This is a genomic window from Streptomyces sp. LX-29, from assembly GCF_029541745.1.
Taxonomy (GTDB): domain Bacteria; phylum Actinomycetota; class Actinomycetes; order Streptomycetales; family Streptomycetaceae; genus Streptomyces.
Genome location: NZ_CP089746.1, coordinates 8,157,262 through 8,178,295 on the forward strand (window position 1 = coordinate 8,157,262; position 21,034 = coordinate 8,178,295).

A 21,034-nucleotide genomic window follows, 5' to 3' on the forward strand; every position below is an offset into this window, starting at 1 on the left:
GATCAGGGCACGCTCGGCGTCACCAAGCGGCCGGAACGACCGACCGGCCGTTGACCAGTTCGATCGCACCGCCGCCTGCGGCGCGGACCGCCAGACAGGCATGTACGCGCGGAACCAGGCGATCCAAGAGCAGCAGGTGCAGGTCTTCTGGGTCCGACAGACGCCACTGGGACAGCTCCCGCCGCGGCAACCGGATCGCCTTCAACGCCTGGTCGTCGAGGGTGCCTCCGTCGTAAACGTGGTTCACCTCCGCCAGCCCCGAGGCGGCGCGGAACCAGTCGGTCGCCAGCAGAGGCCCGATGGGCACCTGAAGACCGAGTTCCTCACTCACCTCGCGCTGCGCCGCTTCGCGCGGGCTCTCCCCGGCGTCGCTGTCGATGGCACCGCCGGGCATCAGCCATCGCCCGTCATCGTGGTAGGTGGGCTGGACGACCAGAACGTGTCCGCGGGTGTCGGTGAACAGGACGGTGACGCCCGCGTACGTCTTCGGTCGCACCGCGCGGTAGTCGGCCCTGGTCAGCGCCCCGGCGCGCTCCAGTTCGGCCCGCCGGTCAGCAGGGATGCCGACGGGGGAGCCCGGGTGGGGGATTCCGCTCTCCAGGTGCGCGACGCTGCCGGTGGCCAGAGCTTGCAGCCCGTGGCGGACACGGTGGCCGACCCGCTCAGGCAGCCGGCTGATGGCGCCGGCGGGCGCGAGCCAGTGGGCCGCCACGATTTCCCCGTCCGGGAAGCGGAGCCCCGCGACCTGCTGCGGGGTGAGCGGCCCGACGGTGAAGACGTGGAGGGCCAGTGCTCGACCATGGATACGGGCCGGGGCGCTGTCGACAGCCAGCAGCCGCCCGACGGAGACGTCGGTGAGGCCCAGCTCCTCAGCGATCTCGCGCGCTGCGCCCTGGCGCGGGGATTCGTGGGCCAACACCATGCCACCGGGCAGTCGGTACGTGGTCCCGTCGCCGTGGTGGTACGGGTGCTCGAGCACCAGCACGCGGCCCTGCTGGTCTGTGATCAGCGCGGTCGCGGAGACCATCGGGGCGGGTAGCATCGTGTAGTGGTCGCGCCGGTCGACGGGGACGGGGGCGCCCTCGCGCAGGTGCGCGGTGTGCGCGCCGCGCTCCGCCTCCAGCGCGGCGGCGACACGGCGCCGCAGCAGTTCGGGCAGGCGTTGCAGAGCTTCGGCTTCGGGGACGTACTCCGCGGCGCGGATTTCATCGTGTTGCAGCAGGAGGCTCTCGGCCGACGGTGCCTGGGGGATGTGGACGGCGTAGATGGAGGCGACCAGAGAGCGGCCGTAGACATCCTTAGGCAGGCTGTCGACGGCGAGCAGCCTGCCGATGCGCGCATCGTGGATCTGTAGTTCCTCGCGCAGCTCGCGGGCAAGGCCCTCCAAGGGCTCCTCGTCGTCGACCATGCCTCCGGGAAGGTCCCAGCCCTGCTTGTACGACGGGTCGACGAGGAGGATGCGGCCGGTCGCGTCACGGATGAGGGCGTCTGCCGCCATCACCGGTGCTGCGTGCTGGGCGAGGAAGGCGACAATCTCGGCCGGGGTGTGAGCCTCGGTCATCGGAGCGCGCTTGCCAGGCTCATCGGGTTGACGCCCGAGACGCGATGCTTGATTTCCCAACTCTCCATCAGATCCGTCAGTAGTTGGCGCAGTGGTGCTGCTCATGCGTGAAACGTCCCATCTTTCGGGGTGCTCGTGGTTCCCGTTGTCGTGGTGCTCGTACGTGGTGGCGGGCCGGTGCGGGATCGTGCGCCGCTTCGCGGACGTCGGCCAGGCGCTCACCGCAGCCTCGACCGCGGGTGCATGGGGATCGGACATCACGATGGTGATCACCTGGAGGTCCCAGCCCCACGTGTCGAAGTACGGTGTCGAGCCTGCGCGGCGGGCTTGGATGACCGCCTCCAGCCTGGCGAAGTCCCGGGGCGGTATACGCGCCTGCCACTCCTCCAGTGCCACTGAACCGACGTCGTGCTCGCCGGGTTCAGGGTGGTAGCGTCGAACTGCTCGGTGCTGAGCCGGCCGCCGTCGAAGACACAGCCGACCGTTATGAGCGGGCACTGCGCACCGGGAAGCCCGAACAACGCGGTCAGCAGCCGAGGTGGCCCTTCGACGACGATCCCGGCGTGGCATTCCCGTAGGGCGGTCTCCCAGGGGCCCTCGCCCGGCTCCGCGGTTCCGCCGGGCCACTGCCATGGGTCGGCCTCGGAGTACACCGTGTGCATCCTGGACCGGGCGGTCGTGTCCGTCGGTGAAGAACAGACCCCTGAACATGGTCGCCATGGGCAGCGTCTGGGCGTACTGCCCAGGCGGCAGCCATGCCTGGCTCATGACGCGCTCCAGTCGGCAGGATTCGGGAATCGGGTCCTCCGCATGAGCGCGGGATCGCCGGCGAACCCCAGGCCCTCGTACAGCGGTGCGGATCCCTCACTGGCGTACAGCTCGTAGAGGGTGACCCCGTCCGCCTCCAGGTGGTCCAGCAGCGCCATCAGCGCGGCCCTGGCGAAACCGCGGCGCCGGTAGGCGGGGGCCGTCGCGACGGCGTGGATACGCACCGCCAGGCCCTTGGGTACCGGGGGGCGGGGAGTACGGCGTGGATGAGGCCGAGAGCGCACGTGGCGAGTCCTCCGGTTGGCGCGTCGACGACGTAGGCCCGGGCGTCGCCGCCGCGTGCCAGACGGGCAGCCAACTGGTCTGTGCAGGTGGCGAGCCAGGTCGCGTCCAGGGGTGTAGAGAGGATCAACTCCGACCGCAGGCGGGCGATCTCGGCGGCGTCGGCGGGCGTGGCGAGGCGAGGCGTGGCCGCGGCATCTTCCTCTCCTTGCGGGGACAGGTGGCTGGGGCGCGACGACCGCCGTGGGGCGTCCTCGGCGTCGCCGATGCCGCCGGGCGACCGCTCGTCGAACTCCGACGGCGCCTTGGGCGGGTCTTGTGCGGGTGAGGGCCCGGGCAGGAACCGGGTGCGGTCCGGCCCGCCGGCCACGTAGCGGATGGGGTCACCGGGGTGCTGGAAGTGGACGGCGCCGGGATGGCCACAGCGGTAGGCGTCCAGCCCGGCGCGGCAGTACGCCACCATCGGCTCCGGCAGCGCGTCCAGGGCATACCAGTCCATCGCGTCGCACACTGCGGGTTCCATGACGCGCGGCCTCCCGGACCACTCCCGGACCTCGAAGAAGACGCCGATCCGAGCTCCCCCGTGGGGGCTGCGATGGTGGACGGTGAGCGCGATGCTCACGTCGTCCCGGTCGATGACGACACCGGTCTCCTCCAAGGCCTCGCGGATCACCCCGTCCGCCATGTCCTCGTGCGGCCCGTCCAGATGCCCCGATGGCAGATGCCACAGGCCGGCTGCGTAGACGTCGCCTGCGCGGCGGGACAGGAGGACCTCGGGCCCGGCGGAGCTGTCGCGGCGCAGGACGAGGTGAACGTCGATAGGCTCCCGGTGCCGCTGCTGGCCGCTCACGACGCAGCCCCCGGCCGGCGGGCCATCAGCACGGTGAACACCGCCTCCTCTCGCAGCACCCCTTCGTGTGCGTACGTCTCGAGCAGCTGGCGGGCCTCGGCCTCGAACTCCTCGTGCCGGTCGGCGAAGAGGCCGGGCTGAGCGAAGCTGGTACTGCGGAGATAGCCGACGACCGACTCGGGTGTCCAAGCGCGGCTGACGGGGAAGCGGTGATCGCTCACATCGCTGAACGCCGAGTCGGCCAGGTCGTCCTCGTAGGAGCGGCCGGGCTCGGCGTAGGTTCCGCGGACGCCCGCGCGGCGGTCCTGGCCGAGGTAGCTCTGGATCAGCTCGCGCAGTGCCTTGGTCCAGTCGGCGTCGTGGGTCCACAGGCTCCCGTCACCCATGATCGCCACGGCGGCGCGCGGGGTGGCCAGCCGGTCCGCCATGCGCAGGACTGCTGGACGCTCGACCCAGTGGAAAGCCCGGCAGCAGGTGATCAGATCCGGGCGCCGCTCCGGCGTCTGCGGTACGAAGGTGTGGGCCTGACCTGTGTGAGCGGAGACCGTGCAGGTTCCCAGGACGGGCTTGAGGTCGGCCATCGCGCGGGCGAGCATCCCGGGGTTGATGTCGACGAGGTGGATATGCGCCAGCCGCGGGACGACGGGTAGCAGCGCGCGGGGGACCTGTGCGGTCCCGGTGCCCAGGTCGAGCAGGACCGGTGCGGGGACACCATGCAGGGTTGCGGCGAGCAGGCGGACGGCGGCGTCCGGCACGCCCGGCCGGAAGCGGGCGTACTCGGTGGCGGCCGCACCGAACAGCTCATCGCCTGACGGCGCGGTGCGCTCGGAACTCTTGTCGGGGCGGGTGGTCACTGTTCCTCTTCGGGGGTGTGAGGGGTGTCGGGTAGAGACCAAGACAGGACGCCGGAACGGGTGGTCACCTGCTGGGCGCCGCCGGAATCCATCTCCACCTGGTACGTGGCGGGCGAGCCCGCTGCACGCCAGCGGTCGGCGACGTCGTGGAGCTCCGCCCAGATGTCGCGCGGCCCAAAGGTGGTCACCTCCCAGCAGCGAGTTCCGACGGAGCGGGTCCGCATCCAGGACCCGCACTCGGGCGCCCCGATGGTCAGGTCGTCGGCACTGAAGTCGCGGACGAGCCCGGGGTGGAGATGATCCAGGGCCAGCCACATGCCTCGGTCGGTATCCGCGGGGGGCTGCAAGCGGCTGCGCTGGGTCCGGCCGCCCTCGCCAGCAGTGATCTTCTTACGGAAGGCGGCGGAGAGGAACAGCCGGTCGAATCCGGCGCCGCCGCGGTGCCCGAGTTCCACCGCGATCAGTTCCGCCTTCGCCGCGCCGGCCTTCGTTCTCGTGACCACGGCCAGACCTGGCCAGGACGGTGAGCGGGTCCCCAGCGTCATCAGACCCCGGCCACCCGACGCGAGTTGCTCAACCAACGCCGACGGGACGCGGGGGACGGCGAAGGACACGAAAATCCGGTCGTACGGACCCAGCTCCGGCCAACCGGCCAAGCCGTCCCCGGTCACCACGGCCGGCTGGTACCCCGCAGCCATGAGGCGTGCTCGGGCGGCGGCTGCGACGTGCTCGTTGATGTCGAGGGTGACGACGCGATCGGGGCCGCAGATGAAGCAGGCCACGGCTGCGGTCACGCCGGCGCCGGTGCCGACGTCCAGCACGCGCTGTCCGCGGCGAAGTTCCAGGCGCTGCAGCAGGCCTGCGGTCATGCCCATGGTGCTCGACATCGCCGTGATGGAGCCCCCGGACCGGGAGCCGGTCGGGCGGCCGAGGATTGGCTCGCCGTCGTGCTGGACCAGCACGCTGTCCCCGCTGTAGAGCAGGCGGATCAGCTCGTCGCGGTCTTGGGGCCGGGCCCAGTCCAACAGCTCCCAGCTCGGCGGCTCGTCGGGGGCGCTGCGCCGTACGTACGCCTGCGGCATCAGCACCTCACGCGGCAGGGCGAGCAGTGCCTCGCGCACCGGGCCCTCGGCCTCCAGGTCCCCGGCCTCCTCCAGGCGTGCGACCATCGCCGCCCGCGCGGCCGCGATGTCCGGATCCGCGGCGGCGGCCGGGATCGCGTTGTCTTCCTCACGCACGGCGGTGCGCGCCTGCGGGAGAGCCGGAGCGGCCGTGCCGGCCTCTGTTCCGCCCGCATTCAGCTGCGTCACGACATGCCTCGCTTCTCCGGGCCGTCCGGGCCGACGTCCGGGGACGCCGGCCCAGGGGCGAGAATGGTCGATACGGGGGCTGGCTGCGGTTGCCGTCCGGCGTCAATCGGGTCGTCCGGCCCGGGCGGAGGATCAGGCATGTGTCGCAGGGCGCGCAGCGGAGAACGGGCCAGGACCACGCACGGCACAACGAGCAGGCAGGCACCGGCCACCAGAGAAGGCCGTACGCCGAGCCAGGTGCCGAGCCCGCCGGCCAGCAGCGCCCCTACCGGGCGGGCGCCGCGGTCACGAGCCACCCCCTCGGCCGACTCCAGGGGCTCGGTGGGCACCGCCATGGCCGCGTGCCGGGCCCGCGCGTACGCCTCGAGCCCAGGGGTGAGCTTGGGCGGGCAGTAGACGGTTTCGGCCAGGGGGTACACCGAACGGGCCATGTTGGTGGCCGCCAGTCGGTGCGCGAGCTCGACCCCGACCAGCAGCTGCTCCGAGTCCGACATCCCCGCGGTATCGGATCCGGACGTTGTCTTCTGGCTCATGCCCTCCGCCTCGTATCCGGTCGGGCATCGGGGCGGCGAGCAGGCGTGTCAACACGGCGGTGGATGGCCATCTGCCGGCAGTGCGAGCGCCGTCGATTTTCGAATACGCAAGGGGCTACGCCGCTTCTAGGTACGGTGTACACGGCATCCTCCGGATGGGTGCAGAACTGGTACAGGTGCTCTAAGAACGGCACCGAAGCGCTGGCGTCACGGGCACTTCGGGGGCAATTTGCGAACAAATGTTCTGGATCGACTTGGTGGGCTTGGCGGGCCGGGGTGGCGGTACCGAAACTCGCTCGAACAGGGTTGTTCACTCGTGCGGGGGATTGCCTGCTGTGGCGCGGCGCCCGGGGGCAGTCTGCCCAGGGCATGACTGCGGAGGCTTTGGCGAGCGTGCCATTGCCCTGGCTGGGCTGATGGGTTGACCTATGTGTGGGGAGCATGGCGCGAAGTCCTCAACGCCGACGGGTGAGTTATGAAGATCGGACAGCGATTCATCGATCGCCCAGGGAGCCAACGGGGTGACTCGGCCGATTCATGTGGGGCAGGAGTTTACGACCGATACGCTGGCGCCGCCCAGTTCACCGATCCGACATGGAAAGTGACCCGCTGTGACGACAGGTGCCGTCTCCGACTTCTACTGCAACCAGGCTCTTTCCGGCCTCGCCCCGATCGAGAAGGTCGCCGAGACCGACCACGCGTTGGCCTTCCACCACACCAACCCCTCGTATCCCGTGCACATCGTCGTGATCCCGAAGGAGCACGTGCCTTCGCTCACCGACCTCGGCAACGCCGACGAAAGCCTGATCCACGAGGTCGTGAGCCTGGTACGTGAGGTGGCTGCGGGCGTGGAGAAGGAGCACGGCTCGTGCTCGATTACCACGAATCTCGGGCTGTACCAGGAGTCCAAGCACATGCACTGGCACGTGGTCTACCGGGGCGAGGGTGCGGAGCAGATCCTCGCCACCTATGGCCATCACGACGGCTGACGCTAGCTGCGCCGGCGCAGCGGGGCCCCGGCTTCCACCGTGATCTTCGCGATGCGGGCGGCGGCGGCGTGCACCCGCTCCCGGTCGGCCCCAGGCTGGCGGTTTCCCATGGTGGGGACGAGGTCCTCGCAGGCTCCGAGGAGCGCGGCCCCGCCCGTCAGTCGCTCGTCATCGGGAAGAACCAGGCACCGGCCTGCCCTGCGGGCGGCGTAAGCGTGTGCATTCTCGATCTGGTCTCCTCGGCTGACGGAGGCGGGCAGAGGGATGAGGACCGCCGGCAGGTCGAGCGCCTCAAGTTCTGCCAGCGTCGTCGCGCCGGCCCGACCGATGACGAGGTCGGCGAGGGCCAGGGCGTCGGGCATCTCGTCGTGAAGGTATTCGAGCTGCGTGTACCCCTGTCGGCCGCTCAGGGAGTCGTCGACGTTCCCTCGTCCGCACACGTGGACGACGGCGAAACGAGCGCACAGCGCGTCGAGTTGGGAGCGCACTGCGTCGTTGATGCGCTGCGAACTGCTGCTGCCGCAGAAGATGAGCAGGACGGGGGTGTGGCGGGGGATCTGCAGGCGGGCCCGGAGGCGCTCCGGCTCGCCGTCGGCCAGTTCGGTGCGCAACGGCAGACCGGTGACCTGTGCCTTCCTTTGCAACCAGCCGGGGGCGTTGGCGGGTAGCGGAACGGAGAGACAGACGGTCGTGGCGAGCCGGGCAAGGATCTTGTTTGCCAGCCCCAGGGAGCGGTCGGACTTGTGGATGACCACCGGGATCTGGCACAGGGCGGCGGCGATGCCGACCGGGACGGATACGTAGGAGCCCTTGGAGAACAGCACGTCGGGCCGCTCGCGTCGCAGGGCCCTATAGGCGGCGAGGATGCCGCGGATCACCGTGATCGGCATGACGAGGTTGCCCCACGAGCGGTGGCGGCGCAGTCCGGCGGACGGGACGGAGCGGAAGGGGATCCCGGCACGGTGCGCATATTCGTGCTCGATGCTGCCGTCACGGCCAAGGAAGACCCCCAGCTGGGCGCCCAGAGCTGCGAGTTGGTCGCCGACGGCGAGGGCGGGCACGACGTGGCCGGCGCTGGCGCCGCCCGTGATGGCAATCTTCATCTGCACCATTCCGTGATCGTGGCGGCCAGCTGCCGAATCGAATTCAACAGCGGCAGAAAGCCTTGCGTTCAAGGTCTCGTGAGGGCTTTTGAGTCGGGTCGGCTGGATTCGAACCAGCTCCTCGGCGACGCTTTTGCCGTGCTCCACCGATTGAGCTACGACCCGTTCGCTTGGCGACGTTCATCAAGCTAGAGGGCGGTTGGGGCGACCGTCGACCAGGGCGCGAATTTGAGCGAAGGAAAATTCATGCGCGTTCAGCAGCAGTTTTGCATGTCACTTATTCGGTGATTAGGTAGCGCTAATAGCGCCGCCCGTCTTCGATGAATACAGCGGCGCTATTGGGCGTTTCTGGTTCGGTTCTCTGTCCGCTATGGGGCGGCCGTGATCTGGTGGATGTGACTGGATGTAGCGGTGGTGGTGCGGCCCGTCCAGCGGTTGATGACCTCGAGCTCGTCGGTGGGCCGGTCAGGGGACAGAACGATGGTGTGGGGCAGGCCGAGCAGGCGGGCGTAGCGCAGCTTGTCTCCGGCGGGAAGCGGCCGGTCGTCGACGAGGACGCGCCTGTTGTGTGTGAGGAGCTGCGCGGTCAGCTATTCGGCCTGCTTGCGCATTTCGGTCCGGTCGGCGCGCAGGACGGTGAGGTGGAGGTCGGCGGGGCCGGTGCCGGGTTTCCAGCGCAGTCCGTGATGGTCACGGTGGAGTTCGGCGGCGGTCTGCAGGCAGCGGGTGATGCCGATTCCGGAGCAGGCCATCCACGGGGTGGCTAGCTGGCCGTGCTGGTCGGTGAAGGTGAGGTTCATGGGTCGGGAGTACTGGGTGCCGAGTTCGAAGACGTGGGCGACTTCGACAGCCCGGGTGCTGCGGAGGTGGCCCAGCTTGCAGGCTCCGCAGCGGCCGGCCTCGGTGGCGTGGTGGAGGTCGGTTCCGTAGGGGGTGAGGGCGGGCAGTCCGCAGGCGCCGCTCCACCGGATGCTGGGGAGGAGTCCGTCGTGGCCGTCGGAGATAGAGAACTCCTCGAGGTCGGCGGCGGAGCGGTCGTAGAGGGCCAGGACATCGGGCGCGGCGGCTGCGTCCCAGGGGGTGAGGGTGCCGGCTTCCTTGCCGAGGAGTTCAGGGAGGCGTTTTGGGCCGAGGAGGGCGACATGGGTGGCGCCGGTGGCGGCGGCGACCTTGCGGAGGCTGACCTGGAGGTCGGAGCGGATAGCGACGGTGGCTGCCTGGGTTCCGTCATCGGGAAGGGTGAGGGCGACGGCGATGACATTGACGACCGGGTCTTTCCCTGCCGGCGGGGGATGCGAGGCGGTGACGGCCCCGTCGCCGCGGTTGCCGCAGTGGTCGCAGACCACGATGGTGCTCTGCCCGGTACCGGACAGCACGAGGTGCTCGGTGCTGGGGCCGGTGGAGATGCTGCCACCGTCGGCAGGCGCCTGGAAGACCCCGGTCAGGCCCATTGCCGGTGAGCGCTGCGGTGACCGCCTCGTTGAGGAAGGCGACCGACTCCTGCATGCCCTCCGGGGAAGCGTCGAAGGTGTAGGCGTCGGCCATGGTGAACTCACGGCCCCGCATCAGACCGCCCCGGGGGGCGACCTCGTCGCGGAACTTCGTCGTGCTCAGCGAGAGGCGGACGGGCAGGTCTCGGAAGGAGCGCAGGTGGTCGCGGACCGTGGCGGCCGCGATCTCCTCCGAGGTGGGCGCCAGGCACAACTCCTCTCCACTGGAGGACTTCACGGTCAGCAGGGCGCCCTCCTGTCGGTACGCCTCCCACCGGCCGGTCTTCTGCCACAGCTCACGGCTCTGCAGCGTGGGTGCGGCGAAGGTGAGGGCGCCGCGTTCCTCGAACGCCTGGCGGGCGATGGCGGTCAGGCGGTCGTGCACGCGGACGCCGAGTGGCAGGAGGGTGTGCACGCCGGTCGCTGCGGTGCGGGCGACGAACCCGAGAGTCTGCAGCAGGTCGATCGTGGTGGCGTTCGTTTCGCCCGCGCGGGGCCGGACCGGCGGCCACATGCGGCTGGCGTACAGGGGCGTGAGGGTCATCGGTGTTCCTCCAGCACGGTGTGGGACAGGGCGGCGAGCTGTGCGGCCGTCGCCGTGATGTCGTGCCGGCGGGCGTTGGCGGTGGCCGTGGTGTGAAGGGTCTGCCGCAGCATGGGGTTGGTGGCCAGGCAGTCGATGAGGGCCGCCAAAGCGTGGGCGTCTCCGGGCGGGTAGGCCAGGCCGCCGTAGCCGAGGGTGCCCTTCATGCCGGGCAGGTCGCCGTACAGGACTGGCAGGCCGTGAGCTTGAGCCTCCACGGCGACCAGCCGTACGCCTCCAACTGGTGGGTGGTGAACAGCATCGCGTCGAAGTGCGCGAACCGGGCCCACAGGTCTGCGCGGGGCAGGAACGGCTCGAAGGAGATGTCCTCGTCCAGGTGCAGCTCGCCTGCACGCTGCTGAAGGGCTTCGAGTTCGCTGCCGCTGCCGATAACGGTGAGATGGTGGCGGTCCCGGTCAGCGCGAGCGATTCGATCGCGGTCCGCGTGGACTTGTTGGGATCCAGGCGGCCCGCGTGCACCAGACGGAGCTTGACCATCCACCCGCCCACTTCCACCCCTACAACACCCCCGGCCGCGCCTAGCCTGGCGGCCACCCACCACCGCGTTCGACAGGAAGGCACCCGCCACCGTGACCCCACCCCCTTCAGCGACCCGGCCGTCCCTTCTGGGCGTCTTCGGCCATCCGGACGACGAGTCCCTTCTGGCCGGCGGCGTCCTCGCACAGCACGCCGCCGCGGGCGCGGCGACCGCCGTGGTCACCGCCACCTGGGCCACCGACAGCCACCGGGCCGCCGAACTCGTCGACGCCCTGGCCATCCTGGGGGCCGGGGAGCCGCTAATGCTCGGCTTCGCCGACGCCCGCATCCCCGACTCCGCGCCCGGCCGGCCCGGCTGTGCGACGCTCCGCTGGACGAGGTGGTGGGGCTGATCGTCAGGCACATCCGCACCGTGCGGCCTCAGATCCTGCTCACACACGACGCCTACGGCCAGCTGACCGGGTTCCCTGTCAAGTCCGCACCCACCAGGCGACCGTGCTGGCCTTCCACGCTGCGGGCCTTGAACACTTCCGCCCGGAGGCCGGAGCGCCGTGGCAGCCCGAGGCCCTGTACGCGGCCACCCACCCGCACACGGGGGTGGGCGAGCTCGGCCCGCTTCTCGCGCGGGTCAAGACGGCGCTGAGCGTGCCCGACGAGCTGGTCACCGCGACGGTTGACGTGAGCGGCTAGCTCGAGCAGAAGTGGGCCGCGATCCTGGCCCACCGCAGCGAAGCCGCCCGGGAGCGGTCCCTGCCCGGGATCCTCGCCCGCCTGCCGTCAGAGGTGCGGGACTCGATCACCGCGACAGAGCACTTCACCCGCCTGGGCACCGGAGGCGGGCCGGACAAGCTACGGGAGCTGACTGCCTGATGCGGGCACCGGCCGCTCTCGAGGTGGGCCAAGCCTGAACGTTGCCAACGGCCTGTGCCTATCGGGGGCAGGGCCGCACCCTTCTTTGACGGTGATGCTGGAGAAGTCAGGGGAGCCGTATGCCCTACTCGGTTGCTCTGTGTAGTACACGCTCCGAATCCAAGCTGCACTCCGCAAGGAAATCTTCCAGCACCTGGTTGAGATTGACGCCCCCGATGGCGGTCAGTATGTAGCCGGGGGCAGGCGCGTTGTCGAGCTCCCTCACCAGGGCAGCGAGAATGCCCCCGTTGAGAGCGAAGACGAAGGTGAACCATTCACCGAGGTCGTCTTGGGTCAGCTCAGAGGGCCCCCATCGATCCTCAACTTCTTCCGTTGTGACCCTGATTTGTGCCACGTATTGCTGAGGGCTTCCACGGAAGCTGGTGGCTTCGACTCTGCGCATGCCACCCTCCTCTGTCTGAAATGCGAGAATCCTAGCAGAGCCCGCCCTGCCCGGGGCGACACCTTCGGCAGCTGGTCAGGTGAGGCCGGCGGAGGCGTTGTCGTCCCAGCCGTCCTCGCGCTGCATGTACCGTCGCCACCGGGCTGACCCAGAAGAGGCTCGAGTGCGGAGTGCACCGCTTCGTCCAGGCCCTCGAACGCGACATCCGCGCCTGGCCCGCCGGCTGGAACGACCACCTCAAGCCCTTCGCCTGGACCGAGACCGCGGACGAGACCTTCCACAGCGGCCTACTGCGACCGAATCTCTGATTCGCATCGTGAGCCCTTTGCGTAAACCTTCCCCATGCCTTCGTCGGGTCAGCGAAGCGGTTCGGGCCGCGCGATGAAGCGGGCGAGCTCCTCAGCGGCGCCGCGGGGCAAGTCGGCGACCGCTACCTCCGGCAATCTTCTGATAACACTGCATAGTCGCGCGGCGGGGTCTGGCAGCAGGGCCCAGGCCGAAGCGGGGGCATTGACGGCGGCAAGCAGGAGGTCGCCCTCATAGAAGTAGGCGTCAAGCAGCGGCTCCTCAACTAGCAAGCGCACCGCGAGCGGAAGGACATAGGGCAGTGCCACTTGCTGTGAGATGAGGGTGCGCAGATCCGCCGGGTTAAGTTCACCCAGCGGCACGAGCCGCAACTCATGTACTTTGTGTACCAAATGGGTCGCGCCCGCGGCAGGAGGCGTCCAGCGGGGTGGGTCCAGCTCATCGAGCGTGCGGTCGAGATGCAGCAGATGGTCCATGGGGTTCATTCTCGCCAGAACAGACATGCAATCTCCGACTCAGGTCAGTAGTCCAGGCCGCCACCTACCTCAGTTGACACCGGCCTGGACTGCGCCACCTACCGCAGGTGGCTCGCCGACCGTGCACGGAGCGTCGCGCAGCTGCTGCCGGCTGCCCACGCTCTGCCCGACGACCAACCTTCCCCGGGCGCCGTCGCTTGGTCCCTGTCCATCGAACGCGCCGATGCCCTGCGCTCCGCCGGCCTGGCTCGCCCCATGCTCCAGTTGGCAGCCATGCTCGACGCCAACGGCATCCCCGACACGGTCCTGACCAACCCTCTGCCCTCTCCGGCCTCACTGCCCACCGCACCCCCACCCAGCACAACAACCCCAAGGAGGCGGAACGGGTCCAGCCCGAAGACGCGCACCTGGCCCTGCGGCCTGCACCGGCTCAGGTCACCCCCGCCACTGGGGACCTGCAATGCCTTCTCGACGTGCTCACCCTCAAGGTCGCCCTGCTGAGCGTCCTCAAGCAGCCCGCGCGGCGGCCCGTCATCGGCGCCGGCAAGGTGGCCCGTTACTCACCAGCGATCGCGCGATGGTCAACGGCGACCTGGCATTCGTCCTGCGCCTGGACGGCGAGATCGACGGCGGCATAGCGATCCGTGTCGAGGACGCCCGCATCGCCGGCCTCTCCTACGTGCGCAACCCCGAGAAGCCGACCCGCGCCGAATCCGAGTCTCCGCTCACCCTGAGCTGGCATGCTGGTGGCGCCATGGCCACCTGGCATCAGGGCGACACCCGGCAGGCTGGTAGACCTTCTCCCTCGCCCACAAGCGCAAGGGTTCGTCACGGGACGCCTCACGTCGGAGCGCTGCGTCACCTAGCCACCGTGCGGAACGGCCACTGCCTTCCTCGCCTCAGGCGGGCTGTGGCACCAGTGGAACGACGCCCAGTACACATCGTCGCCGCCGAGCCGGATCATCGATGACCTGTGCGCGATCGTGGACCGACGCCAGTCCGCCGACGACACCCCGACACGACGACCTCACCGAGGTGACCAGCACACGATCAGCGGCGGATACCTGCGGGCCCGGGCGAGCCCGACGTGGAGAGGTTCGCCTGCGCGGTGAGCCCTACGATCAGCCCGGCAGTGTGGGCAGGAGATGAGCGCGCTCGGAGCTTCGATGAGCTCTCGCGCACTGCGGCCGGTCACGACTCCGGTTCGAGGCCAACGCTTTGCTCAAGCGACACCGACATGTCTTCGCAGCCAGGTGCTCAGCATCGTCGGCCGGCAAGGGTTCACTGGACGATATGGCACAGGCATTCCTGGCGTATGTGTATCCCTGCCCACCCGAACTTGAGGATGGGGGGCCAGCGTGGAGTGAGATCGTGGAGGTCCGAGAGCTGCCGGTGGACCACGTCATCGCCGACGACGGCGAGGTGCGCGACCATCCGGAGGTTCCCGCTGTCTGAGGAACGGCGGGACACAGTCCTACGACGGCTGGGCTACCTGAGGAGCGGTCCATGGGTGGAAATCGGTGACGAGTGCGCGCAAGCCCCTGTAGCCCAGCTACAGCTGTGCTGACTGCGCCGTGACCGGCACGGGTGGCTGGCCCGCCCCGTGCGAGACGCCAACGCGTTGACCGCTGGCACAGGAGACTGCCGCTTCGGGCTGCTGGAGGCGCATCGCGCGGTCCGTGCACCACCACCCCGTCATGGCCTGGCACGCTGCCGCAGGCGACGACGCGCAGCAGATGGTGACCGCCCTCGCCCCGACACCGGCGGCTTCGTTGCCTTCCTCACCTGGGATCTGGGCATGGCCGATATCCGCCTTCGCTGAAGCCCGCGCCGCGTGGCCAACCACCACCGTCCGGGGATCGGCGGAGGTCCTCACCGCCAGCGCCCGCGTCCACGCCGCCCGCGGTGACCGCGGCCTGGCAGCGCACCTGGCTTCTATCAGGAGCCCTGATCAACCCCTGGAGCAGGGTACAGGTCAGCGCGCCCACGGGCCCCACCACTTGGGTGGCAGCGGTTCGGCTGGACGCGATGTCGGCTGATCAGGGTGAAGTCCGAGTCGTCGCAAGGCGTCCCCGTGAACGCGGACGATGATCGTGCCGTGCCAGTGCCCGTCGGAACGCACACCGCACATATGGTCAATCCGAACATCCTGGTCGACAAAGGGGCACCAATCGATTCCCCGATCACGCAGTCAAACCGACATCAGCTGGCCGGGCCGCGGGCAGCCAGCGACGTTCTCGAAAGAGAAGAGGGTCACCCAGTCAGAGGCGTGTCCGTTCATGGCCGCCATCATGCCGCATTGCGAGCAGTCAGACGCGGTGCGGGCACAGAACAGCACACATGTCACGAATAAGGATGCCATCGGCAGCTGCGGTCCCGGGTGATCTCCAGCCTCGGGGAACAGCCATACAGCCATAGGCCGTGGCGGAGATTCCACGCGAAGCACGGGATCGGCAGCTTAGTTCCCGGACGGCTTAGTACCCGAAGTCGCCTGCGGAACTGGAGGAGGTGGCGTACTGGCCGTGATGGAGGATGCTGCGCCCTGGACGTGACCGACGCCCCGCGCTGGGAGCGCGCCCAGCGGACTGCGGCCCGGTGCCAGCCCCACGAACCCCGGCCCGCGCCCACTGCCGAACCCGAACGCTGCGGCCGTCGCGTCGTGCCCGCGCCGACTGACGCCCGGTGGCCCTCTCTGCATGGGGAGGTGAGTGGCCCTCAGAAAGGTCCGCTGGCCTGGAGGAGACGCTGGGGCAGGTAGGGGGACTCAACGCGGATCTCCCAGCCCCGGCGGCGGGCGTGGCAGGTCAGGGCGAGGATGTCGAGATTGATTGTGGCGTCCGCATCGTCGGCACGGTCGGCGACCTGGTAGTGACCGCGGTGTGCTTCGAGGGCGTCGGCCAGGGCCAGGTTGAAACTTTCCTCGTCGCCTTCCACCAGCTGTGACAGCAGCACGGCTGGTCGCGGAAGGAAGCCCCAGTCCTTGGCCTGCTCGGCCTCCCGCAACGCTCGCTCTGCCGCGAGTTTGGAATCCACGCCCGTCAGGTAGGCGTGGAGGGCTTCCCGGTACGCGGTGAAAGCGGATCCGTCCTTGTCGGCAAACGCGGGGCCGGTGAGGACCAGGGGGGCAAGGTCCTCGCGGACGCCGGTGATCAAGGCGAAGACGGTGGCGTTCTCCCAGCTGCCGGCGCCCGCTGTCTCGCCGCGCGACGCCGGGTAGCGCAGGTTCCGGCCGGCGACACTCACCTCGACCTCGGTGCCCGGCTCCGCCAGGGCGATGCGGAAAAGAGCGGCCCCCAGCTGGGAGGCCAGCCGCAGATTCGCAAGCTGGGCGTCCGTGACATCAGCGGAGTTGCCGGCACGCCATTTGAAGAGGAGCTCCTGGTACTGCATGGCACTCTCGAGCTTCCAAACGGCGAGTGCTTCCCCGTCTTCCGGGGTGTGGGCCTCCCGGGTGTACTGGTCGAACAGAGCCTCGCTCTCCGGGTCCACGGCCTGGTCGCACGCCGGCCGCTCGACCACCAGCGTGCCCGCGGCCAGCGCGGCGACCGCGTCCGGGCGCCGGTTGCGGCCGAACCCGCCGACCCTGGGTCCGGCGGTCTCGAAGCCGGTGACCAGGGCGTGCGGGAGGTAGTGGGTGTGGATGGCCGGCATCCAGTCCAGCGTCCGATACGCGAGCGCGGCCAAGCCGAGCGGAATGAGCGGGAGAAGGCTGCTCGCCGTGGCGGTCGGACCGTGAAGGGTGGTGTGCGCGAGCAGGAGGTCGGCCAGCGCGGAGTCGAAGGCTTCACGGTCCTCGGCGGCCAGGGCGCGTAGCGTCCGCAGCGCCGTGCTGTCCGGCTGGTCGAGCAGGGTCTCGCTGGTCTCCTCGGTGCGGGTGCGGATGCGGTTCAAGGCGGCGTCGAGGGCGGCGAGCTTGGCTTGCGCGCTCGGCGGGTACTCCTCGTCGTCGCCGGTGTCGTCGAGGACCAGGGCTGTCAGTCCGGTGGCGAGTTCGCCGGCCGGCGTTCCCTGCGCCTGCTCGGCGAACTTCTGCCGGGCGAAGTGGAAGGCCTCACCGTGCCACTTGGCCTTGCCACTGAGGACCGCCAGGCAGAGCGCGTTGATCCACTCCTTGGGGGTGACGCTCTCGGCGGGGGCGTCCTCGCCTGGGTCGTAGCTCATGCCGAAGTTCACGTAGTCCAGGAAGATCTGGAACCTGCAGTGTGGGTGGTACGCCGCATAGGCGACGGCGCCGGCCGCTGCCTCGGAGGCGTCCTTGAGGACGGTCCGGGCTTCCGGGGTGTCGAGGTCAGGTGTCTCGACGGAGAGGGCTCCCAGGTAGTCGAGGAACTCGTCGGCGATCGACTGCCATTCGTATGTGGCCATCCGGCCGGCCCGCGACATGGACCGCACCTGCCCCCCGATCCGGTTCGCGAAGTCCTCGCGCGCTGCCGAAATGACGGCCCCGCCCACCTGGTGACGTTCTATCCGCACTGCCCTGCTCCCTGATCGAATCGGTACGGACAGACTAGGCAGGGGATCTGACAGGCCGGGGCTGCCGGGCGCAGGGCGAGTGGGTCAGCAGCGGTGCTGCTGACGTGGCCGGCGTCGAGGGGTGGTGGAGACCAGACGGCACCGGCGTTGCCCGGGCACCGTGCCTCGAAGCCTTACGCAGTCGGTCGCCCCTGGCGCGTTCAAGACGCACTGCACGTGCAGGCACCGGGTGCGGTGTTCGACCGCGGCAGTGAGAGCCGTGGTTGGGAGCCGCCCGGGCTGGTGGCTCGTTTTGCCCCCAAGGTTCACAAGCGCCGGGCAGGGGATCCAGCTTCACCATGCACACCCAGCGCCACCACGTCGAAGCTCCCAGTGCGCTCACCTCCTGTCCACACTGCGACGGCTGACCATAGGGCTCACGACACAGGCGAACCGCACCACGCCGGGCTCGCCCGGGCCCGCAGGTATCCCGCCGCTGATCGTGTGCTGGTCACCTCGGAGAGGTCACCGTGTCGGGGTGTCGTCGGCGGACTGGTGTCGGTCCACGATCGCGCACAGTTCATCGATGATCCGGCTCGGCGGCGACGATGTGTACTGGGCGTCGTTCCACTGGTGCCACAGCCCGCCGGAGGCGAGGAAGGTGGTGGCGTGTTCTGTTCCAGCCAGACCATCGATGTGGAGCAGCGCGCTGATGGCCCAGTGCTGGTCGTACTGACAGTCAGGACGTTGGAGATAGCGTTCCAGGTAGGACACCAGGTACAGGGCGTCTTCCTCCGTGCCGAAGCGTGCGAGGGCGAAGCAGTAGCCCTGACCGGAGAAGCACAACTGGCTGGCAACCAGCAGGTCAGCGAGCACATCTTGGAAGTACTGGCGGCGGTCGCAGCCGATCAGCCAGGCAGCGGTGAGCCGGGCGCGCCAGTCGCTCTTCAGGAGAGTCTCGAGTTCCTCATCGGTGATCTCTCGGGCGGCCGAATTCAAGGACTGGAGGAAGAGTGCGCGCTCACCTTCGTCGCGGCGCATGAAGTTGGCATGGAGGAGGTTGAGGTAGCGCCCATGCCCCCGGGTTTTCGCCTTGACGTAGCGTTCGAAGACGTCGACCGGTTCGGGGTCTGAGGAACGAGGGAAGCGCATCAAAGTATCTTCGCGTTCGCCGCTGTATACAGCCAGCTGATTGCGAGACTGGTCCGAAACGAGTGCCGCGGGAAACGGCCGTAGGAGCACACGCCGGAGGTAGCGCTCAAGCACAACGAGGCACCGGCCATGCTCCAAGCCCTAAGCGGCCGAAGCTGCCCAAGGGCCTTCCGGCTCAGCGCTGTATCCGGCAGCACTCGCCTGTTACCGGCTCAGCCCCAGGTCGCGCCGCTAACAAGGGAGGGGCCGAAGTAACGGGCAGCGACGGAGATGATCGCCGGCACGGCACCTTCTTCCGCCGCGTGCTTGAAGGTGTGGACTATGCAGGTGCGCACCGGATGTACCGGCCCGCCGGGATGCCCGGAGTTGTTGGTGGCGAGGGGGCGGATTTGCGGGCGGGCTAGGCGGTTTCGTTTGGATCACCGAGCGGACCAGAGGAAGATGCCCGCGATGTGGAGTCCGGCCAGGTAGATGACCGCTGTCTTCTCGTAGCGGGTGGCGATCCCTCGCCACTGCTTCAGGCGGTTGATGCACCGCTCGACGGTATTGCGCTGCTTGTACGCGTCACGGTCGAAAGCGGGTGGCCTCCCACCGTGTCTGCCGCGACGCAGCCGGTGGCCGCGCTGATCCGCCCGGGTGGGGATCACTGCCCGGATGCCGCGCTGGCGTAGATGCTCGCGGATCGCACGTGAGGAGTACGCCTTGTCGGCCAGGACGACGTCCGGCCTGGTGCGAGGTCGTCCACGTCGGCGGGGAACGCGCAGACGGGCCATGACCTCGCCGAAGGCGGGTGCATCGCCGGCCTGGCCGGCCGTGAGGACGAAGGCCAGGGGCCGGCAGTCGCCGTCGGCCGCGAGGTGGATCTTCGTGGTCAGCCCGCCGCGGGACCGGCCGATGGCGTGGTCGGCCGGTTCTCCAGCCGGGGCCCCCTTTTGCGGGCCCCGGCAGCGTGCTGGTGTGCTCGCACGATCGTGGAGTCCACAGAGACGGCCCAGTTCAGGTCCTCGTCCGCGTCGGCCTGGGCTATGAGTGGGCGGTTCGTGAGGTGATGTCCGTTTCCGGTTGAGGTTGGGGCAAGGTCGCTGGTGGAGGTTCCGTCTGCTATTGCTTCCTGGCGAAGTTGCCGGTGTCGGCCTCGGTGAGGATCCCGAGTTTGACCAGGCGTTTCAGCTTGGCGCGGGTGCCTTCGACGTTCTTCGGCAGCAGTTCGTGGCCGAGGGCTTCGCAGACGTCCTTGGCCCGTAGCGGCCCGGTCGCGTGGTTGAAGGCGGCGAGGATGCGGGGGTAGTCCGGGTGCTCGGGCAGTTCCGGCGGGGATGCGGGGAGCCGGTCGGCGAGGCCGGTGATGGTCTTGCGGGTGATCGCGAGGTGCTCCAGGTGCATCTCGGCCTCCCGCAGCCGGGTCTGCAGGTCGTTGATTTGTGCGCGGAGGTCGTTGGCCAGGGCCCGGGCGGCGTCTTCCTGGAGGTCCAGGGCGTCAAGCAGGGGCTGGATGTTCACGCTGCCACCGCCTGCGCCGTGCGCCAGGTGGGGGCGTTCGCGCCGGTGAGGCGTCGGGTCATGACGTGGGTCATCGCCCAGTAGACGCGGGAGGCGGAGGAGGAGGGGCGGTGCTCGTAGTCGCGGACCAGGCGCCGGTGCAGTATCAGGATCCCGTAGGTCTGCTCGACCCTCCACCGCTTCGGCTGCGGCACGAACCCCTTGTCCTGCGGGTTGCGTGCGACGATCTCGACGTCGATGCCCAGGCCGGCGCCGTGTTCGACGACCTGGTTCTTGAAGCCCTGGTCGACCAGGGCTTTGCGGACGCTTCCGCCGGCGTGCTCGGCGACCTGGTCCAGCAGGACGATGCCCGCGGCGTTGTCGTGGGTGTTCGCGGCGAGGACGACGACCGCGATGACCAGGCCGAGGACGTCCACGGCAAGACCCCGCTTGCGGCCGGGCACCCGCTTGGCCGGATCGTGGCCGCTCGTGGAGGCGGGGACCCCGGCGGCCACGTGGACACTCTGGGTGTCCAGGACCACCAGGGTCGGGTCCTCTAATCGTCGGGCGCGTTCACGGACCTGGCAGCGCAGGAGTTCATGGATGACCTGGTCGGTCCCGTCGTCCCGCCAGGCGGCGAAGTAGTAGTAGGTCGCGCTCTTGGGCGGCAGGTCGTGCGGGAGATAGGCCCACTGGCAGCCGGTCCGCCCCTGGTAAAGGATCGCGTTCACGATCTCCCGCATGTCGTAGGCACCCTGGTGGCCGCTGACCGAACGGTGCCGGTCCTTCCACGCGGTGATCACCGGCTCGATCAACGACCACTGCTCGTCCGATAAGTCACTCGGATACGGCTTGCGTTCACTCACCCGGTCACATCACCAGATCACCAACCGCGGACCGGCAGATTCCGCCCCGCCGCCACACCATCAGGCGACAGCAGATCCACTCAAAGAGTCACGAACCGCCCACTTACGGGCAGCCAGCCGCGTCACGTACGAGCCGGTGGACTCGCCCTGCAGAAACCGCAGCCGCAGAT

At 69.2% G+C, this 21,034-nt stretch carries 22 protein-coding genes, 1 tRNA gene and 3 pseudogenes; 5 read left to right on the forward strand and 21 right to left on the reverse strand.

The features are described 5' to 3' along the window. Positions 1 to 19 precede the first annotated feature (19 nt). From LRS74_RS33250 to LRS74_RS33280, 7 genes are all read right to left on the reverse strand, one after another. Positions 20 to 1,561 (reverse strand): NUDIX hydrolase, encoded by a 1,542-nt coding sequence (locus tag LRS74_RS33250; RefSeq protein WP_277744490.1) that lies wholly within the window; start codon positions 1,559 to 1,561, stop codon positions 20 to 22. Positions 1,562 to 1,830: 269 nt separating this feature from the next. After that, positions 1,831 to 2,223, reverse strand: coding sequence for an NUDIX hydrolase (locus LRS74_RS33255; protein ID WP_277744491.1), 393 nt, complete (start codon positions 2,221 to 2,223; stop codon positions 1,831 to 1,833). 102 nt (positions 2,224 to 2,325) lie between these two features. Then, positions 2,326 to 2,553, reverse strand: a complete 228-nt coding sequence (locus tag LRS74_RS33260; RefSeq protein ID WP_277744492.1) for a GNAT family N-acetyltransferase — start codon at positions 2,551 to 2,553, stop codon at positions 2,326 to 2,328. Beyond that, positions 2,487 to 3,461 (reverse strand): NUDIX domain-containing protein, encoded by a 975-nt coding sequence (locus tag LRS74_RS33265; RefSeq protein WP_277744493.1) that lies wholly within the window; start codon positions 3,459 to 3,461, stop codon positions 2,487 to 2,489. Before LRS74_RS33265 ends, LRS74_RS33260 begins: the two co-directional genes overlap by 67 nt. After that, positions 3,458 to 4,315, reverse strand: coding sequence for a methyltransferase domain-containing protein (locus LRS74_RS33270; protein WP_277744494.1), 858 nt, complete (start codon positions 4,313 to 4,315; stop codon positions 3,458 to 3,460). The genes LRS74_RS33265 and LRS74_RS33270 overlap by 4 nt, the downstream gene beginning before the upstream one ends. Continuing rightward, on the reverse strand, positions 4,312 to 5,625 hold the full coding sequence (locus LRS74_RS33275) for a methyltransferase domain-containing protein (RefSeq protein ID WP_277744495.1): 1,314 nt from the start codon (positions 5,623 to 5,625) through the stop codon (positions 4,312 to 4,314). The genes LRS74_RS33270 and LRS74_RS33275 overlap by 4 nt, the downstream gene beginning before the upstream one ends. Then, positions 5,622 to 6,158, reverse strand: a complete 537-nt coding sequence (locus LRS74_RS33280; protein ID WP_277744496.1) for a hypothetical protein — start codon at positions 6,156 to 6,158, stop codon at positions 5,622 to 5,624. The genes LRS74_RS33275 and LRS74_RS33280 overlap by 4 nt, the downstream gene beginning before the upstream one ends. Before the next feature lie 611 nt (positions 6,159 to 6,769). Here LRS74_RS33280 and LRS74_RS33285 point away from each other — a divergent pair. Continuing rightward, entirely contained in the window at positions 6,770 to 7,147 is a 378-nt protein-coding gene (locus LRS74_RS33285; RefSeq protein ID WP_277744497.1) for an HIT domain-containing protein, read from the forward strand. A 2-nt stretch (positions 7,148 to 7,149) separates the two neighbouring features. On the opposite strand, the gene LRS74_RS33290 is transcribed toward LRS74_RS33285, so the two are convergent. The 7 genes and pseudogenes from LRS74_RS33290 to LRS74_RS33320 form a co-directional block, all read right to left on the reverse strand. Further along, positions 7,150 to 8,250 (reverse strand): UDP-N-acetylglucosamine--N-acetylmuramyl-(pentapeptide) pyrophosphoryl-undecaprenol N-acetylglucosamine transferase, encoded by a 1,101-nt coding sequence (locus LRS74_RS33290; protein WP_277744498.1) that lies wholly within the window; start codon positions 8,248 to 8,250, stop codon positions 7,150 to 7,152. Between the two features lie 93 nt (positions 8,251 to 8,343). After that, positions 8,344 to 8,415: transfer RNA gene (locus tag LRS74_RS33295), tRNA-Ala, on the reverse strand. Positions 8,416 to 8,618: 203 nt separating this feature from the next. Next, positions 8,619 to 8,840, reverse strand: a complete 222-nt coding sequence (locus LRS74_RS33300; protein ID WP_277745042.1) for a His/Gly/Thr/Pro-type tRNA ligase C-terminal domain-containing protein — start codon at positions 8,838 to 8,840, stop codon at positions 8,619 to 8,621. Next, a complete protein-coding gene (locus LRS74_RS33305; protein WP_277744499.1) occupies positions 8,841 to 9,701 on the reverse strand; it encodes a YbaK/EbsC family protein in 861 nt (286 codons plus the stop codon). Positions 9,702 to 9,798: 97 nt separating this feature from the next. Continuing rightward, positions 9,799 to 10,284, reverse strand: a pseudogene (locus LRS74_RS33310) (aminoacyl--tRNA ligase-related protein); the annotation flags it as partial. Beyond that, positions 10,281 to 10,541: a hypothetical protein gene (locus LRS74_RS33315; RefSeq protein ID WP_347178184.1), complete on the reverse strand. Its 261-nt coding sequence runs from the start codon at positions 10,539 to 10,541 to the stop codon at positions 10,281 to 10,283. The pseudogene LRS74_RS33310 and the gene LRS74_RS33315, both read right to left, overlap by 4 nt. Further along, positions 10,487 to 10,825: a hypothetical protein gene (locus LRS74_RS33320; protein ID WP_277744501.1), complete on the reverse strand. Its 339-nt coding sequence runs from the start codon at positions 10,823 to 10,825 to the stop codon at positions 10,487 to 10,489. The genes LRS74_RS33315 and LRS74_RS33320 overlap by 55 nt, the downstream gene beginning before the upstream one ends. 88 nt (positions 10,826 to 10,913) lie before the next feature. Here LRS74_RS33320 and LRS74_RS33325 point away from each other — a divergent pair. Next, positions 10,914 to 11,691, forward strand: a pseudogene (locus tag LRS74_RS33325) (PIG-L family deacetylase). Positions 11,692 to 11,815: 124 nt separating this feature from the next. On the opposite strand, the gene LRS74_RS33330 reads toward LRS74_RS33325, so the two are convergent. Further along, positions 11,816 to 12,133, reverse strand: a complete 318-nt coding sequence (locus tag LRS74_RS33330; RefSeq protein WP_277744502.1) for a hypothetical protein — start codon at positions 12,131 to 12,133, stop codon at positions 11,816 to 11,818. A gap of 170 nt (positions 12,134 to 12,303) precedes the next feature. On the opposite strand from LRS74_RS33330, the gene LRS74_RS33335 reads away from it, so the two are divergent. Continuing rightward, a complete protein-coding gene (locus LRS74_RS33335) occupies positions 12,304 to 12,441 on the forward strand; it encodes a hypothetical protein (protein ID WP_277744503.1) in 138 nt (45 codons plus the stop codon). A gap of 48 nt (positions 12,442 to 12,489) precedes the next feature. Here LRS74_RS33335 and LRS74_RS33340 read toward each other — a convergent pair whose 3' ends face one another. After that, positions 12,490 to 12,915, reverse strand: coding sequence for a contact-dependent growth inhibition system immunity protein (locus tag LRS74_RS33340; RefSeq protein ID WP_277744504.1), 426 nt, complete (start codon positions 12,913 to 12,915; stop codon positions 12,490 to 12,492). A 577-nt stretch (positions 12,916 to 13,492) separates the two neighbouring features. Here LRS74_RS33340 and LRS74_RS33345 point away from each other — a divergent pair. Further along, the gene (locus LRS74_RS33345; RefSeq protein ID WP_277744505.1) at positions 13,493 to 13,885 is read left to right on the forward strand and encodes a hypothetical protein; all 393 of its coding nucleotides are present in this window, start codon (positions 13,493 to 13,495) and stop codon (positions 13,883 to 13,885) included. 323 nt (positions 13,886 to 14,208) lie between these two features. After that, positions 14,209 to 14,370, forward strand: coding sequence for a hypothetical protein (locus tag LRS74_RS33350; RefSeq protein WP_277744506.1), 162 nt, complete (start codon positions 14,209 to 14,211; stop codon positions 14,368 to 14,370). 1,260 nt (positions 14,371 to 15,630) lie between these two features. On the opposite strand, the gene LRS74_RS33355 is transcribed toward LRS74_RS33350, so the two are convergent. From LRS74_RS33355 to LRS74_RS33375, 5 genes and pseudogenes are all read right to left on the reverse strand, one after another. Further along, a complete protein-coding gene (locus LRS74_RS33355) occupies positions 15,631 to 17,298 on the reverse strand; it encodes an immunity 49 family protein (protein WP_277744507.1) in 1,668 nt (555 codons plus the stop codon). A gap of 594 nt (positions 17,299 to 17,892) precedes the next feature. Next, positions 17,893 to 18,519: a DUF6000 family protein gene (locus LRS74_RS33360; protein ID WP_277744508.1), complete on the reverse strand. Its 627-nt coding sequence runs from the start codon at positions 18,517 to 18,519 to the stop codon at positions 17,893 to 17,895. Between the two features lie 419 nt (positions 18,520 to 18,938). Continuing rightward, positions 18,939 to 19,507: pseudogene (locus tag LRS74_RS33365) on the reverse strand (IS5 family transposase); the annotation flags it as partial. Between the two features lie 113 nt (positions 19,508 to 19,620). Then, entirely contained in the window at positions 19,621 to 20,019 is a 399-nt protein-coding gene (locus tag LRS74_RS33370) for a hypothetical protein (protein WP_277741838.1), read from the reverse strand. Then, on the reverse strand, positions 20,016 to 20,864 hold the full coding sequence (locus tag LRS74_RS33375; protein ID WP_277741837.1) for an IS5 family transposase: 849 nt from the start codon (positions 20,862 to 20,864) through the stop codon (positions 20,016 to 20,018). Before LRS74_RS33375 ends, LRS74_RS33370 begins: the two co-directional genes overlap by 4 nt. Between the last annotated feature and the right edge of the window lie 170 nt (positions 20,865 to 21,034).